Here is a 13563-nt window from a genome sequence, read left to right as displayed (position 1 = left end):
ACAACTTGGAAAGAGCTGGCTATTACACTGCGTTGTTTTCCTTGCTCTCGAATCAATGACAACGCTCTGAATCCTGCATCTTGAAGTCACTTGGGTATAGTTTCTTTGTTTCGTTAACATCACTAGCGCTAAACGCCGTCGCTATTCTAGATGTTTAAACTGCAACGCGACCAATCGTTGATACAGTTCACAGCTTTGCATCAATGATTGATGATTACCGATATCAATCAGTTCGCCACCGTCGAGTACTGCAATTTTATCTGCGTGCTGAATTGTCGATAAGCGGTGTGCGATGATCAACGTAGTGCGGTCTTTCATCAAGGCTTCAAGCGCTTGTTGAACATGATGTTCACTCTCACTGTCCAGTGCGCTGGTGGCTTCATCAAGCAGCAGAATTTTCGGATCTTTTAGAATTGCACGAGCAATGGCAATTCGCTGTTTTTGACCGCCAGATAGCCTTACGCCACGCTCACCTAAAAAACTATGATAGCCGTCAGGTAGCTTTTCGATAAATTCATGAGCATGGGCTTTCTTTGCTGCTTCAATCACTTGTTCGTCTGTGGCTTCCGGATTACCGTAGCGAATATTGTGGAATACATCATGGCTAAACAATGCGGGTTGCTGTGGGACTAATGCCATTTGGCGGCGAAGATCGTTAGGATCGAACTGTCGAATATCTTCACCTCCAAACAATACATGTCCTTGCTGCGGGTCGTAAAATCGTTGTAGCAGCTCAAACAGCGTTGTTTTACCGGCACCAGAAGGACCAACCAAGGCTAACACTTTCCCTTGTTCTGCTTTGAGATTTAATCCTTTAATAGCTGGCTGATCGGGGCGAGAAGGGTAGTTGAAGTTCACTGAGTCAAACGTGACTTCTGCAGGCATGCGGTCGGTAATAGTAAGGTGATGGCTTGGTGCACTGATATCACTCTCAACTTGCAGGATCTCAATCAATCGTTCGGTTGCACCAGCGGCTCGTTGCAATTCTCCCATCACTTCAGAAATAGTGGCAGTAGAGGATGCAACCATGATGGCATAGAACACAAACGCAGCTAAATCACCAGCCGACATCTTGCCATGAATAACGTCACTGCCACCTACCCAAAGCATGCCTGCAATAGCGCTGAAAACAATCACAATAACGCCGGAGATCAAGATTGCGCGCTGTTTGACGCGCTGTCTGCCAACCTCGTAGGCTTTTTCTACTTCGACAGCAAACGCTGCGCGTTCATGCTGCTCTGAGCTAAAGCTTTGCACCGTTTTAATGTGTTCTATCGCTTCGCCAGCGTAGCTGCCCACATCCGCCATTGTGTCTTGGCTTTGACGCGATAAAGCACGAACGCGCCGGCCATAAACTAATATCGGCACCAAAACAAAAGGCACAGACGCCAAAACAATCAAGGTGAGCTTAACGTTAGTAGCAAATAACATAATGATCGCACCAAAGCACATCAATGCGCTGCGCATCGCCATGGAAAACGACGAACCAATAATGCTCTGAAGTAGAGTCGTATCAGTCGTGAGGCGAGACATAATGTCGCCGCTGCTGTTGGTCTCAAAATAGCTCGGATGCAGGGTAATCACATGATTAAACACCGCAAGGCGAATATCTGCGCTGACGCGTTCTCCAACCGAAGAAACCAGGTAGAAGCGGAAGAACGTTCCAACGGCAATACATAAAGTGACGGCAACAATAAACTGAATCGCGTTGGTTAGCTCTTGTAATGATTGCTGAGCAAAGCCTTGGTCAATCAAGATACGTACGCCATAACCGACGGACAACGTTAGGCTTGCTGTCGCAACAAGTGCGACTAGGGCAGCAGCGACACGCCATTTATAAGGCGAAATAAAGGTGTTGAGTTTAAGAAGAATGCCAAGGTTTTTATTATTTTTACTGCTCATGAGTAGCTCACAAAGCTTTATAGGTACTTGGCATAGTAAGCGACTTTTTGAGACGTGACCAGTGGCGCGTCTGATTCGAGTCATGGTTCATTAGTTAAAAAGAACACAGTCTCATGGAACCTAATTTCTCACTATTTGTTATTGGCATATGCTAATAATGAGGGCTACAGTTCATATCCCATTACCAATGAATAAGCGCCTCTCACCTTTGAATGTTGAGTTAGATGCATGATTCGTGAACGCTCTTATTAAAGCAGCTTAAGTTCAGAGACGTTTCAGATACAGAAGGATTTTATGTCACACCACAACCCCAAAAACCACCAGCAGTGTGCAGTGTGTTGCCAGCCATTTTTTAACGCCAGCGATACTGTTCAGTTTTTCCAGATGCCGAATGGCGGCGTGCAGTGCGAAATCGTACCAACAGAGAAAGTTCAGGGATATCAAGGTGTCATGCAAGGCGGAGCAATCTGCGCTTTGCATGACACGGCTATGACCCACTGCCTTTTTGCTCAAGAGATATGTGCGATGACAGCAAAGCTCGAGGTTCGCTTTATCAAACCGGTTCCCCTCAATGCCATCATTCGCGTTGAGGCGCATTGCCTAAAGAGCAAACGAGGAATGTTTCTACTACAAAGCGAAATCTATGTGGGGGAACAATGTTACTCAAAAGCAGAAGCGAAGTTCATGCAGCATGTTGTCGACGCCGAATATTGACCTCAAAAGCCATTGGGATTATCGATAACATAAACCCAACCTCCATCTACATAATGCATGACTTCCAATGCCGTTCCTTGTATCGCGTTTTTTGTCTGAGTTGCACCTTGCGAAGTGTTCATTATTTCCCAATCTGAACGCACCATGGCAATGTCATCATTAATGTGGATGGAAACGCGCTTTGTATGCATGGTGACATCGCCTTTCATAAAACCTTCCAATACGCGTTTGATCGCTTCTTGCCCTTTGGCTTGATTGCCTTCTTTATCCAAAATAAATACCGCATCTTGATGGAAAAGTGTTCCTAATCCCTCCAAATCTTTATCCGCAAAGTATTGACCAAATAATGCATGTAACTCTGATGGTGTTTGTGGCTTCGGATAGAGCGTCTCCGCATGTAAACCAAGTGAGACAAAAGAAATAAACAGAAAAATATATCGCATAACGTAATCCTCTAATTATTGGCTCAGGCAGCTTTCGCCCCTTTGCCTAATTGCCAATTCAAGATAGAACGGTCAGTTACGAATTAAAATTAGCTTCCTAAAAGTAACTAGTTACTCTCAGGTAACTAATGGTCTGAGGTGTAGTGTTTGATTACACTGGCGGTAAAAAACGGATTAGGGAAGGGCGATGTCGTCAAAAGTAAATCATCAAGTACAGCCTGTTGGCTATTGCAGCGTGGATAAATACTTAACATTGATATCGACTAAGTGGACTGCTCACATCGTTTGGTTGCTCGGGCAACAAGAAGAGATGCGATTCGGTCAAATTCGCAAGCAATTAGCGCTGGTTTCAAGCAAGGTGCTCACCGAACGCTTGAAGTTACTGTGCGAATATGGGTTTGTTTGGCGAAAACAAGAAGACACTATCCCTGTGACTGTGAATTATGGTTTAACCCCAAAAGGTAGAGAGTTTGCTAGTGTTGTCGACATCATAGTCCAAAAAGTTGATGACTGGGATGCCGAGTAGGTTACGTATCTAACCCTTTAGAACCCTTATGTAGAAACTAATAGATATGTTGATTGCATCTGATTGTGGAATGAGACTGAGAATTAACATATACCTGTATTACCGACCTTAAAAAAGAGTCACAATCATTACGGTTTTGACGGGTTGATTTATGAAATTTAATACATCTATTGACGATAATTTTGCTTCTTTCTACGACAGAGAGAACGACAACTATGTCTTTGTCGAAAGTACTGATAATGAAAACTTTGATGTAACAATAGGTACGGCAAGCGGCGCGACTTTGATAGGTACTGTATCTGCAAAAAATGATGAGGAGCTGAATGCTAAGCTCGAAGCTCTGTATCAAGGTTTTATGATGAAAAACGAGCGTGACTCTTAACGATTAGGTATTTCTAATCATAAACAACCATAGATTATTTACCTTTACTATGATGCTTGAGAACAAACATCATAGTCGCGAGATCTAAGTGCGGTTTTTCGCGAGTAGCAGATCGACTTTCCCTTTCGCTGTTTTACTCACGGTTTGCATAAACTTAAAGCTTGGATTGTGAATGCCGGATTGCTCCAAGCCCTCGACCATTTCAATCCAGAGTTTTGCTGTCATCTGTGCATCGGCTAACGCTCGGTGAAAAACGCCGTCATTATCGATGTTTTTGAAGCGAACTAGTTCTCCGAGTTTATGAGAAGGAGCATCTTGAATTAAACGTCTTGCCACTAGCAATGAGCATGCAAACTCGCCTGAGTAACCACAGTTGATTCGTTCAAGCTCCGCATCGAGGAAGCGCTTATCAAAAGATGCGTTGTGGGCGATAAGGTTTTCACCGGCAATGAACTCGCTGAATGATGCCATCACTTCATCGCAGCTTGGTGCGGTGCGTAACATGTTATTGGTAATGCCAGTGTAACCCTCGATGAAAGAACTGACTCTAAAGCCTGGGTTCATCAGTTGCTGAAAACTATCGACAACCTCACCGTCGACTAATTTTACTGCACCGATTTCAATGGCGCGGTCACCCATATTCGGAGAGAGACCAGTGGTTTCAAAGTCGAGTACGACAACAGAGTTAGCTTGGGGCATGAAAGTTTTCCAACTGAACGATAAGGGGCAAGAGTATCAACGAAACGGATACAAAAAGAAAGGTTATGATGGGTAGACTGTGTGAGTTAGGTTATTTACTATTCTTGATTCATTCCAACAAAGACATTGCGATTGCGCGCTCTTTAAACGAGCGCTTTTAGCTTCGAGGGAAATTATGGAAACGATCATCAAACAAGCAATTGAGCTGCGAAAAGAAGCTAAGTATCAAGCGTCGAGAGCGTTACTTACAACACTACTAGACGATGAACATTTTGCCGCAAAAGCGCACTTACAAATCGCTTGGTCGTACGACAATGAAGGCAAAGAGCAAGAAGCAATCGGTCATTACTTGTCTGCACTTTCAGGAACACTCTCTTCGGTAGAAAGATTTGATGCGTTGTTCGGCTTAGCGAGTACCTACCGAAGCCTTGGCGAGTATTCAGAAGCATTAAGCTATTTTGAACAAACGTTGGATGAATACCCTAATGCGATCGAAGTTCAGCCTTTTTATGCAATGTGTCTTTACAATGTGGGTCGACATAAAGGAGCCACATCATTGTTACTCGAACTCTTAGTGTCCACCACCAACAGCGATGCAATTAAAGAGTATCAGCGAGCTATTTCTTTGTACGCTCGAGATCTCGATAAAACTTGGTAGCTTTTGGTTCTAGTAATCATCAAATATTCAAAAAAGATTCACTACGCGCGGCATTTACGCCTTGTTGTTTTTATCATTAAAGTGGTGTGTTAAAGCTTCATTAAGGCGCTTGCTCACCGCTTTAAAGTGTTACATCCATGGAGAGGACAATGGAATACTTTCAGTACTATGGGATCGACTGGGTTGCGATGGTACTTACGTTTCTTGCCATTTGGCAAATCGGAAACAAGAACAAAATTGGTTTCATCTTAATGATGTGCGGAAACACCAGTTGGGTTGCAGTCGGGTATCTCACAGGCAGCGTGGCAATGATAATCGCCAATATCATCTTCTTCTCTATGAACCTACGCGCCATCATCAAGTGGTCGAAGCCAGAGCAAAGAACTAACGGCGTTGAGGTGTAGTCGTTTACCAAAACTACATCGAGGTAGAGTGAAAAGTAGCGCTTTTGAAGGATGTAATGTGAATAAAGAAGTAAGAGTTGGTGTTGCGACCATTATCCTTCGTGACGGAAAAATAATGCTTGGTGAGAGAATTGGTTCTCATGGTGCAAACGCACAATAACAGTTGCACTTTTTGTTTTTTATTATGAGTTATAGTGACGTGTTTAGTTATTTTAAACCCTATAAGCTAGTAGTTAGCCCTCCTATATCAGGTACTGTTTTAAAATACGGGGAGCCAATTGATAATATCGAAGTGACCCTGCTTGCGGGTTTTAGTCAGTATTATGAAAGAACTACTATGACAGACAAAGACGGTAGGTTTCATTTTGAATCAATCATTCACCGTCAATGGTTTAAGCCGCTGTCAATCAACACAAATTTAATTGGAATTCAGATCACTGCAAATATAAACAACAGTCAAATTTTAATGTGGTCTTCACATACTGGCTTGGATATCCATGACTATGTTATTGATAATTTAGAGAATCTAGAGTGCGATCTAGATGACTCTTCTTATGAATATCACTTTAAAAACCGAGTTGTACCAAACGGTCGCGAGCACTCGGTTTTTGGAATATGCCGCCTTCGAGGATATGACGGAAAAATACATCGAGAGGATTTATAACTCCCTTATCTCCAAAGTTAGCTTCAGAGCTAGCTTATCTGCCTTATCAATTGATTTCAAACAAGGAAGACCAGAAGCGCGGTCTTCCTTGATAGTCTGATACGAGAATATCTTCGAGAAGGGTTTAGCGTTATCTATTCGTCATATTGTACTGAATAGTTTGGCTAAAGCTTGGCAGTGTGACCTCTAGCAGTGCCACATCTGGCAGAGTATCACCGTCGCTGTTCTGGTATTGATAGCGGTATGTGCTGACTGCATCGCCAGCGGTTTGTTTCATTGATTTGATTGGATGGAAGGCAAGACCAAAGAAATCTAAGTCTACTTTCCACTCTTTCACTGGATCTACATAGTAAACACCATAAACCAATGAACCATCATCCACATACTCCATTTCAAAGGTTTTGGTGCCTTTGCCGAACAACTTCTGAGTTGCTTTTTTGATTTCGCCATTCGGGTAGTATTGCAGCAAGAGGGTACTCTTTTCCTTTGGTGTCGAGAGCTTAACCTCACGGATTTTTCTTAACTTACCATCTTCATGGTAGGAGTAATGAAATTCGCGAACAGACATATCGTCGCCAGACTGCGGTACTTGGCGGCGTTGAAGAAGTTTGCCATCAGCACCATACGTATATTGAATTCGATATGTCGCGATAGGTGTACCGTTAAGATCGGCAGCCTCATCCTGAAAGACTTGCTTATTCTCAACATCAACTTGACCGAGTTCGTTATAGCTGTATTGAGAGATGAAGTTTTCTTTGGTGTGTCTTACGTAACTGTTGATTGAGCCGTGCTTCATTAGCGCACGCGCAGATTCCAAAAAGCCTGCATCGTTATAGGCGTAGTCAAATGTACTGTCTGTGTAGTCGCGCTGTGTTACTCGTCCTAGCTGATCGTATGAGTACGCGCCAGCTACAGTCAGTTGCCCTTGGTTAGACTTTGCTATTTGTGTTAAGCGAGATTGGTTTGCAGTGACCAGACCTTGGTCAATGTAATCTTTAAACACAGAATAGTGTTCGTAAGCCGTAGCGTTAAATGCAGCGAAAATTGCCAGACCGGCGAAGCTTCTTTTAATGTTCATAGTTAATAGCCTGTTATTTATGGTTTTTATTAATTTTTCAATCGGAAGATAGGTTTAACTCGACCGATGTAAGCGCCCTCAATTTCAGTATCGAGAAGCAAAGCTGAGCTTATCAGTAGGGTTTTATAAAGTAAGCATAAATATGATAATAATTATCATTTAAACCTATTTGTTTGAGATTGATTCAAAGAAAAAGCCAATGAAAACGCTCAAAGACCATAAAAAGAGGGGGTATTTTGAAACCAGAAACAATGTGGTGAAGTGACTTGCCTACATTGCTGTATCGCCAATATCAGCATGCCTGGTCGTTGTTTAATCAGTTGCGTGGCAATGTCAGGGAATCTTACTAATATGCGAGCTTACTAACACGCCATACGTGACACTTAATGTATTCTTACTGGAAGCGAAGAAGAGGAATCTATCAATGTCAAAAAGCTCCAAGCTTCAGAATGAAGACAAACTGGTTAAGAAGGCACTAGAGATTGGCGGGAAGATGGCGAAGCTACAAGGCTTTGACCTTCCGCAGTCACCACAACCTGTAAGAGTAAAAGCGATTTACCTATTCTTGGTCGATGCCAAGCAAATCACGCCACTGCCAGAAAGCAAGCTCGACGGCGCAAACATCAAACACAGACTGGCAGTATGGATACACAGTGCTTTGCCAGATAACGACCCTCTAAAGTAGCAAACTCAAGAAGTCGCATAGGTCATTAATTAGCATAGACCATTAATTAACGGGGCGAGCCAAATGGTTCGCTTTGTTTGATCTTGGTAAGTGTACCGAGGTCTTCGAATGTTTCGTTATTATTGATTTACAAAACAGAATCAAAAGGACTAAAGATAAACCAAGAGAAGCGCTACAATGCACGCGTTGCGAGAGAGCAACCAAGTAGACTCATTCACAGAAACCTTAAAGTAACCATACATGTCTAAAGATTTCGAATTCACCACAGAATACACACTCGACAAACCATTCTTTGCAGAGTGTTATGATCAAACTAGCCAGCCTGTTAAGTTCCCACACGCATACCTGAAAGGGATCTTGTTTCTTATTTTTGGTGTGGTTTTATTGGAGTTTGAACTGCTACCAAACGGTTATGTGGGCTGGTTCTTTATCGTATTGAGTGTGATTGAAGCGTTCAGCGTGTACTGCAAGCGAACGTGGTGGCTGTGGCGCCAAACCATCAGCTCAAGCCGTGGCAACAAAGTGGTGTTTGAAGTTAACGCGGATGGCGTGCGCTACAAAAGCGGTAAAATTGATCGCAGCCTCGCTTGGAAAGAAATCGACCAACTCGAACAAACCGATTTGGGCTTTATCCTTCATCTTGGTAAACAACGCCAATACATCAGCAAATCTTGCTTAAACGATGAAGTTATTGCGTTTATGGTAGAACAGCACGCGGCATCGAAAGCGAGCTAACAAATCCTTACTGACAAAAGAGGCGAGTCAAGTGGTTCGCCTTTTTTGATCTTAGGATTTGGTGTCCATGGGGGGGGGGGCACTCTAATTCAAACTCGAAAGCTGAACCACTACACTCGGCGTTACAGATGGGTCATTCCGGCGAGCTTAGGAGTCTGCCTAAGCGTACAGTGGGAATCAAACCCGCATCGTCAGCTTTGAAGGAGGCGTAGTACGGTTTTTGTAAGAGAAATTGGTCATTAAACCTATTTAATATCAATTATTACGTGTCCTTGTTTAGTAATGTTTTTTCAGAAAATCCTTTCAAATCGCACCTACTAATAACTTCAAGATCGAGACCATTCTCAACAAATCTATTTTTAAAAAAGTAATGATATTCGTCCGAATTAATCTCACAACTTAAATCAAGAAGGTTATCTGAAATAAATTCATAGGGTTTCACATCAGAAAATCGAGCTTCTAGTAAGTAGTGTTTTTTGCCATCTACAAAAATGTAAATGCCAATGTAGCTAGAGGACTCATGAAGGGCAGGTTCTTTAAACGTCTGATAGTGGTATGTGGATTCGAAATGAAAATAACCCTTTTCTGACGTCATTGTCTCGGTGATATAACGGTTGTTAGAAAAAGCCGTGTGTAGATAAACTACCTCGCTAGTAAACGCTTTCCCGTCTAAGTATAATCTGCCAGTGATCTCTGAGTTAAGTGTGTATTGAAACTTTTTTGATTTGAAGAAATTAAACATATCTGCGTTACAACCTGTTGAGAGGAATAATATTGTGGCACTCATAAGGAAAACCAGTATTTTGACCATTCGCTTGCCAATATCGTACATAGGTCAACTCATCCCCACACGTGAGGCGATACTATGTCCTAATGATCTCAAGTGCTAGCCTAGGGCTGCCCCAGTTTTCAAATTAAGTCATGCTAAATCGTATATCTAGGCGCACTTTAAAAAATAATGTAAATAATATGTCTATTACTTTCATGGTTGGCTTTGCTGCGTAATTCGTTGTCGAAGCCGAGCAGTCTTATTTAGATTGATAGTAAGCCAACACGGCAAGTTTTAGGCATACCAAGCCCATTTTCGCTTTAAAACTCAAATCGAAGTCTTTGGCTTGACGGCTGATACAACTGTAGTGTGGGCAGCGAAGTTCGTCTTCAAACTAAAGCCTCGCTTAAAATGAATTTATGGAATCACATAATTGGATACATGACTTATTGTTGTCTGACGACCACGATATCGAGAGTATTGATGTCTCTTACCTAAGCGAAGGTAAGTATGCTGCTCAATTTGATGTGCGTTGGTGTGGTGATTTTAAGGATGGTTCGTTTACTGACCTCACCGTAGCGCAACGCAGGGTGATGTACGAGCCGGAACAGTTTGCTCACCCAGTGATTGAGAACTACGTCGCGGTGGTAAAGAGCAATAACCTGACTGGTGATTAGGGGAGGTCGGAACAAGTTGCCCTTGATTGATTTCGGTTTAGCACCCTAAACATCTCAGCCTCAAGTCAGTCATCCAATCCAATACTAAAAGACGAACCACACGATTCGCCTTTTTCGATCTTGAAGCTTGGTGATAGTGGATTACTCAAATTTAGACACACAAGCTGAACCACTACACTCGGCGCTTTAGGTGGGTCATTCCAGCGAGCCTAGGCGAGACAAGGAATCTCAGGAAGTGCGCTGGGGGAGTTAGTGTTTAAAATGAACCAAAAAGTGACACGGAAGTATGACGAATACATCTATTCGATGTTGATGCTGTGTTACTGCCTCTCTAGCTCAGTTCTGCCCCGAAGTTGCTTAGACCTTTTACTCATTCGCATCCTGTTAATAAGCTTTTGCCATACTAAAAGTTATCCATTCTTATCATGCGGTTAATCCCCGTGATGTATCACGGGGGTAAATTCCACCTTTCCTTCAGTGTTAACTAGTCTTAAGTTCTTTTTCGATCTGTTTGTAGATGTTTGAGGTAATCTTTAATTTCATCAAAATCGGCTACTACTTCATCGATCGTTGGACAAGGACGTATACCTGCGGCTGTGTCGTGACCAACAAAGTCGATACAGCATTTATCATACGCAAGGTGAATACGCTCTAAATCAACATTAGTAATATCGTCTACTCGATTTAATCTTTGCAGATGCACACCTCTTTCGAACCTATTAACGACTTTATTTAATAGTTTCTCTTCAACCAATCGCTCCCATGCTTCACGCAGAAAACTATAGAAAACCGCAGCAGCTTCTCTAAATTCAGTCTCTGTTCCTGTCTCATCAATCTTTCGAAGTTTTTGGAGCTTAGTAGTTAAAACTCCAATTCGCTTCGATGTAGGAAGCGCATCCCACGGAGGATTGGTTCTTACAAGGCCGGAGTTACTTCTAGATCTTTCTAGGCTGATGCAATTGACCTTATCTTGCTTTAGGCTATCTGAAGCTTCTAGTAGTAGCTTGTAGAATACTATGTCGTGAGTAAACACAATGACTTGGCGTTCTAGTGATTCCTCTACTAATCTTTTTGCGACTTTTGCACTCCATTGATGGCTAAGCGAGTTCACTGGATCATCAAATAGAACAGCAGATCTTCTAGAGTCAGCTTTCATTTCTGATAAAAAGCTCGCAATTGCAATACACCTTTGTTCACCTTCACTAGCAACTTTACCAACAACAGATTCGTTTGAGTTGGCTAGCTCTAATTTAAATTGCTGTTGTCCGGCTTTATTTCTAGTTTTAACTTTGATGTCAAATCTATTAAAACCAAAGGATTTAAGCTCTTTCACAAAAGACTCTTTTAGTGGCTCTATAACACCTTGTGAATAAATCCTAGCTGACAACGTTGATATACTTCTCGTAGCGCACTGACTTGAGATCTCATTTAACTTAGCTACTGTTTTTGACCGTCTTACGTTAGTTATGATGTTTGCTTTGTGTTTGGCGATGTAGGCTCGATCTGTTAATTCGGTCAGTCTTGCTTGTTTCTTAGCCACAAATTCGTTGTTACTGCTTTGCTGTTCAAGTTCTCCGATTTGCGTGAACAGATCTTTATCTATTTCCCGCAATGCTTGGAAATGAGACAAGCTAACTCCGTCTAACGACTCGGGTAGCACGGAACCTGATAAAACAGTCTGCCTGTTTACTAAATTCTGGTTTAATTCCTCAAGCCCAACTTTTAACCCAGGTTTTATTATGTCAAGGTCGTTCAATACACCTTCAAATTGGGCAATATTCAAACTCAAAGACTTAACGGCAACCTTAGCCAGAGTTAGTGCTTTCAGTGCTTCAGCTGTATTTCTTGCAGCCTTATCATTAAGAAAAGCTTCGAGTTCTTGTAATTTGTCGGCTGATGTCTCTTGGATGTCTTGTAAGCAAAACGGACAGGAATCACCTTTTGTTGGAGGGAATTGTTGGCCTTTATTTTCTTTTACCAAGAAGTCTTTTGCTGCTCTCCAAAGGACAGTCCATTGTGTATCACCAATATTATCAAACGGTAGATCACTTAGTGTCTTTTGTCTCAACGCGTCAGATACTCGTTTCTTTTCTTGATAGTCGAGTTCTAAACCTTTTAACACATCGAAATTACTAGAACCGAGTACTTCGATAGGTCTTTTGTAGGACTCAAGTAAAGGGGCAATATAACTACGCTGCTTAATTAAACTCTTTCTGATTTGTTCTGGCGATTTGGCCATGTCACTAACCAGCTCGTCCTGCAATGGTTTTATAGATTCAATTTCTTCCTTAGTTGCGCAGTGCAATTCAATATCAGCTTCATTTGTTAACTCTGAAATTTGATTAAGAAACAATGCAGCTTTACTTTGTGAATTTAACGATGGAATAGCAACAAAACCGTTACCACCCATGACATCTTCACTTATTCTATTTTTTATGCTTTCCACAACCTTTGTAAGCTCTGTGATTAAGTTCAAACCTACTGGTTTATAACCTAAAGCATCTTCATTAGATAAATAGTGGTGTGCTGAAGATGAATCGAATACACGAATAGACTTGGCAGCATTATTGTTTGATGCCCCATTACTCCATGTTAATTCTGTCGGTGTGTCATCAATCTCGAGTGTGAGTAAAGCTTGAGGAGGTTTAGGTGCAGAAGTGAAAACATTACCCGCAATAGGTTTCAATGCTCCCCGAGTCAAACACGCATGTTTTAAAATTGACGTATAGCTCGACTTACCAGCCCCGTTGTCTCCATATACGATAGTTAATCCATCTTTTCTAAAATCTAATTTTTGATCTTCCGCTAACGCAGCAACACCTTCAACTTGAGACAAGCTAATCAGTCGAACCGAATTTTCTTCGGCCATGTAGCCCGATATATCAATCGGTGATAACAACTGCTCATGGTTTGGGTGTTTCGGTTCCAAGCCCTCAACACTCTTCGCAAAATTGAAAATAAAATCGATATGGTTTTGGTTTAGCTCTCCTTCTTCAAGAGCAACCTTTAGTGCTAGATTCCACCATACGGGCTTATCCTTGGACCACTCTACTATTGATTCTACCGCATTCATCATCATTAACCTTAACACGCCAAATAAGAGTCTAGTGTAATAGAATTCAGTTGCATTCAGGTGTAAAAAATTGGTTTATCGTCTAACAACGTGCGAAAATCAACAAGTAATAGAATTATTCATAATATTTATTATCTTCTCGAATCATTTCTTT

At 41.9% G+C, this 13563-nt stretch carries 15 protein-coding genes and 1 pseudogene; 10 read left to right on the top strand and 6 right to left on the bottom strand.

Translation table 11 applies throughout. The annotated features are described in order from the left end of the window. Window positions 1-141 precede the first annotated feature (141 nt). Window positions 142-1902 carry an ABC transporter ATP-binding protein/permease gene (locus MHO32_RS11995; protein ID WP_009696758.1) on the bottom strand — a complete coding sequence of 587 codons (1761 nt, stop codon included), beginning with the start codon at window positions 1900-1902 and terminating at the stop codon, window positions 142-144. A gap of 294 nt (window positions 1903-2196) precedes the next feature. Between MHO32_RS11995 and MHO32_RS11990 the strand changes: the two genes are divergently transcribed. Next, the gene (locus MHO32_RS11990; protein WP_239212128.1) at window positions 2197-2616 is read left to right on the top strand and encodes a PaaI family thioesterase; all 420 of its coding nucleotides are present in this window, start codon (window positions 2197-2199) and stop codon (window positions 2614-2616) included. Window positions 2617-2618: 2 nt separating this feature from the next. Here the strand turns inward: MHO32_RS11990 and MHO32_RS11985 are convergent, their stop codons facing one another. Further along, a complete protein-coding gene (locus MHO32_RS11985; protein ID WP_009696756.1) occupies window positions 2619-3059 on the bottom strand; it encodes a YybH family protein in 441 nt (146 codons plus the stop codon). Window positions 3060-3246: 187 nt separating this feature from the next. Between MHO32_RS11985 and MHO32_RS11980 the strand changes: the two genes are divergently transcribed. Further along, entirely contained in the window at window positions 3247-3585 is a 339-nt protein-coding gene (locus MHO32_RS11980) for a winged helix-turn-helix transcriptional regulator (RefSeq protein ID WP_005451632.1), read from the top strand. Between the two features lie 151 nt (window positions 3586-3736). After that, entirely contained in the window at window positions 3737-3967 is a 231-nt protein-coding gene (locus MHO32_RS11975) for a hypothetical protein (RefSeq protein WP_038898888.1), read from the top strand. Window positions 3968-4051: 84 nt separating this feature from the next. Here the strand turns inward: MHO32_RS11975 and MHO32_RS11970 are convergent, their stop codons facing one another. After that, window positions 4052-4666 (bottom strand): 3'-5' exonuclease, encoded by a 615-nt coding sequence (locus MHO32_RS11970; protein ID WP_239212126.1) that lies wholly within the window; start codon window positions 4664-4666, stop codon window positions 4052-4054. A gap of 175 nt (window positions 4667-4841) precedes the next feature. Here MHO32_RS11970 and MHO32_RS11965 point away from each other — a divergent pair, with 175 nt between their 5' ends. The 4 genes and pseudogenes from MHO32_RS11965 to MHO32_RS11950 all read left to right on the top strand — a co-directional run bounded on the left by MHO32_RS11965 (window position 4842) and on the right by MHO32_RS11950 (window position 6392). Then, window positions 4842-5324, top strand: a complete 483-nt coding sequence (locus tag MHO32_RS11965) for a tetratricopeptide repeat protein (protein WP_239212124.1) — start codon at window positions 4842-4844, stop codon at window positions 5322-5324. A 149-nt stretch (window positions 5325-5473) separates the two neighbouring features. After that, window positions 5474-5728 carry a nicotinamide mononucleotide transporter gene (locus MHO32_RS11960; RefSeq protein WP_005451639.1) on the top strand — a complete coding sequence of 85 codons (255 nt, stop codon included), beginning with the start codon at window positions 5474-5476 and terminating at the stop codon, window positions 5726-5728. Window positions 5729-5786: 58 nt separating this feature from the next. Beyond that, a pseudogene (locus tag MHO32_RS11955) lies at window positions 5787-5879 on the top strand (ADP-ribose pyrophosphatase); the annotation flags it as partial. 33 nt (window positions 5880-5912) lie between these two features. Next, window positions 5913-6392, top strand: a complete 480-nt coding sequence (locus MHO32_RS11950; RefSeq protein ID WP_239212121.1) for a DUF6795 domain-containing protein — start codon at window positions 5913-5915, stop codon at window positions 6390-6392. Between the two features lie 130 nt (window positions 6393-6522). Here MHO32_RS11950 and MHO32_RS11945 read toward each other — a convergent pair whose 3' ends face one another. Then, window positions 6523-7470, bottom strand: a complete 948-nt coding sequence (locus tag MHO32_RS11945) for a hypothetical protein (RefSeq protein ID WP_239212118.1) — start codon at window positions 7468-7470, stop codon at window positions 6523-6525. A 424-nt stretch (window positions 7471-7894) separates the two neighbouring features. On the opposite strand from MHO32_RS11945, the gene MHO32_RS11940 reads away from it, so the two are divergent. Then, complete coding sequence (locus tag MHO32_RS11940) at window positions 7895-8155, top strand: DUF5062 family protein (protein ID WP_005451643.1); 261 nt, start codon at window positions 7895-7897, stop codon at window positions 8153-8155. Window positions 8156-8395: 240 nt separating this feature from the next. Next, the gene (locus MHO32_RS11935) at window positions 8396-8890 is read left to right on the top strand and encodes a YcxB family protein (RefSeq protein WP_239212116.1); all 495 of its coding nucleotides are present in this window, start codon (window positions 8396-8398) and stop codon (window positions 8888-8890) included. A 262-nt stretch (window positions 8891-9152) separates the two neighbouring features. Here the strand turns inward: MHO32_RS11935 and MHO32_RS11930 are convergent, their stop codons facing one another. Further along, window positions 9153-9722 carry a DUF6795 domain-containing protein gene (locus MHO32_RS11930; protein WP_239212113.1) on the bottom strand — a complete coding sequence of 190 codons (570 nt, stop codon included), beginning with the start codon at window positions 9720-9722 and terminating at the stop codon, window positions 9153-9155. A gap of 356 nt (window positions 9723-10078) precedes the next feature. Between MHO32_RS11930 and MHO32_RS11925 the strand changes: the two genes are divergently transcribed. Next, window positions 10079-10336, top strand: a complete 258-nt coding sequence (locus MHO32_RS11925; RefSeq protein ID WP_239212111.1) for a hypothetical protein — start codon at window positions 10079-10081, stop codon at window positions 10334-10336. A gap of 490 nt (window positions 10337-10826) precedes the next feature. Here MHO32_RS11925 and MHO32_RS11920 read toward each other — a convergent pair whose 3' ends face one another. Beyond that, entirely contained in the window at window positions 10827-13415 is a 2589-nt protein-coding gene (locus MHO32_RS11920; RefSeq protein ID WP_223295736.1) for an AAA family ATPase, read from the bottom strand. Between the last annotated feature and the right edge of the window lie 148 nt (window positions 13416-13563).

Origin of the sequence: Vibrio sp. MMH1-50 (genome assembly GCF_022347645.1) — a bacterium.
GTDB classification, from domain to species: Bacteria; Pseudomonadota; Gammaproteobacteria; order Enterobacterales; family Vibrionaceae; genus Vibrio; species Vibrio harveyi.
Note: the sequence above shows the minus strand (reverse complement) of the source record. Positions and strands in the feature narration are given on the sequence as shown.

Bases quoted from the DNA above. Each gene is read 5' to 3' on its own strand.
- MHO32_RS11995 (WP_009696758.1), bottom strand. From the start codon at position 1,902: ATGAGCAGTAAAAATAATAAAAACCTTGGCATTCTTCTTAAACTCAAC.
- MHO32_RS11990 (WP_239212128.1), top strand. From the start codon at position 2,197: ATGTCACACCACAACCCCAAAAACCACCAGCAGTGTGCAGTGTGTTGC.
- MHO32_RS11985 (WP_009696756.1), bottom strand. From the start codon at position 3,059: ATGCGATATATTTTTCTGTTTATTTCTTTTGTCTCACTTGGTTTACAT.
- MHO32_RS11980 (WP_005451632.1), top strand. From the start codon at position 3,247: ATGTCGTCAAAAGTAAATCATCAAGTACAGCCTGTTGGCTATTGCAGC.
- MHO32_RS11975 (WP_038898888.1), top strand. From the start codon at position 3,737: ATGAAATTTAATACATCTATTGACGATAATTTTGCTTCTTTCTACGAC.
- MHO32_RS11970 (WP_239212126.1), bottom strand. From the start codon at position 4,666: ATGCCCCAAGCTAACTCTGTTGTCGTACTCGACTTTGAAACCACTGGT.
- MHO32_RS11965 (WP_239212124.1), top strand. From the start codon at position 4,842: ATGGAAACGATCATCAAACAAGCAATTGAGCTGCGAAAAGAAGCTAAG.
- MHO32_RS11960 (WP_005451639.1), top strand. From the start codon at position 5,474: ATGGAATACTTTCAGTACTATGGGATCGACTGGGTTGCGATGGTACTT.
- MHO32_RS11950 (WP_239212121.1), top strand. From the start codon at position 5,913: ATGAGTTATAGTGACGTGTTTAGTTATTTTAAACCCTATAAGCTAGTA.
- MHO32_RS11945 (WP_239212118.1), bottom strand. From the start codon at position 7,470: ATGAACATTAAAAGAAGCTTCGCCGGTCTGGCAATTTTCGCTGCATTT.
- MHO32_RS11940 (WP_005451643.1), top strand. From the start codon at position 7,895: ATGTCAAAAAGCTCCAAGCTTCAGAATGAAGACAAACTGGTTAAGAAG.
- MHO32_RS11935 (WP_239212116.1), top strand. From the start codon at position 8,396: ATGTCTAAAGATTTCGAATTCACCACAGAATACACACTCGACAAACCA.
- MHO32_RS11930 (WP_239212113.1), bottom strand. From the start codon at position 9,722: ATGTACGATATTGGCAAGCGAATGGTCAAAATACTGGTTTTCCTTATG.
- MHO32_RS11925 (WP_239212111.1), top strand. From the start codon at position 10,079: ATGGAATCACATAATTGGATACATGACTTATTGTTGTCTGACGACCAC.
- MHO32_RS11920 (WP_223295736.1), bottom strand. From the start codon at position 13,415: ATGATGATGAATGCGGTAGAATCAATAGTAGAGTGGTCCAAGGATAAG.